1 tRNA gene is annotated in these 712 nt (G+C 40.6%); it reads right to left on the bottom strand.

What is annotated here, in order from left to right:
* Nucleotides 1-309 precede the first annotated feature (309 nt).
* A tRNA-Val gene (locus tag QHH00_08500) sits at nt 310-402 on the bottom strand.
* Nucleotides 403-712 lie beyond the last annotated feature (310 nt).

Raw genomic sequence — 712 nt, 5'->3', positions numbered from 1 at the left:
GTAGTTCTTTATAATCTTTTTAGCAATTTCAATTTGACTCGGTGTCAAAAGGACGAGTTTCTTTTCGAAGGGATATGTTTGCGCGGCTTCCATTATTTCATCATGATCTTCTTTTTTTGCATTTATAACTAATTTGACTGACCATCAATGCACTTCAATAAGTCTGTATATCCTTGATTCTAGACTCTGTGATTTTTTTTCGTTAAGATGAGCTTTATGAATGGCTCCTCTTGAAAGTGGATATGGAAAGAGGAAAATGCAGCCCGATCAAACTAAACGAGTCAAAAAAAAGATAACTCGGATGGAAGGTGGGCTCACCCGGATTCGAACCGGGGAACTTCGCCGTTCTGACCTCCAAAAGAGGATGTCAAGGCGACGTCATAACCACTAGACCATGAGCCCATTTTGGCCTTCGAAAATACGCTTTCCTGTCTATATTCCTTTCGCTGTGGCAATGCTGAATCTTCTAAATCAGATCGATATAAATCGGCTCTCAAATTGCAACTTGAAATTAGCATGATTCTTTCAATTCACCAGAGAATGAAAGCCTCGAGCGAAACTCGAGCGAGATCGCTCGGTATGAGAAACGGAATTTTCGCTTTATCCGTAAGCTATTAATTCGCTAAGACATTTCGGTTGCCCGATCAAAATGCCAGAGATTTTACTCTTCACTAAACCGGGTTGCCAGAAATGTGAATTCGTGAAGGAAAGG

The sequence above is a fragment of the Methanomassiliicoccales archaeon genome, from assembly GCA_029907465.1.
Classification (GTDB): Archaea; Thermoplasmatota; Thermoplasmata; order Methanomassiliicoccales; family JACIVX01; genus JACIVX01.
The sequence above is the reverse complement of the archived record's forward strand: the minus strand, read 5'-3'. Positions and strand labels throughout refer to the sequence as shown.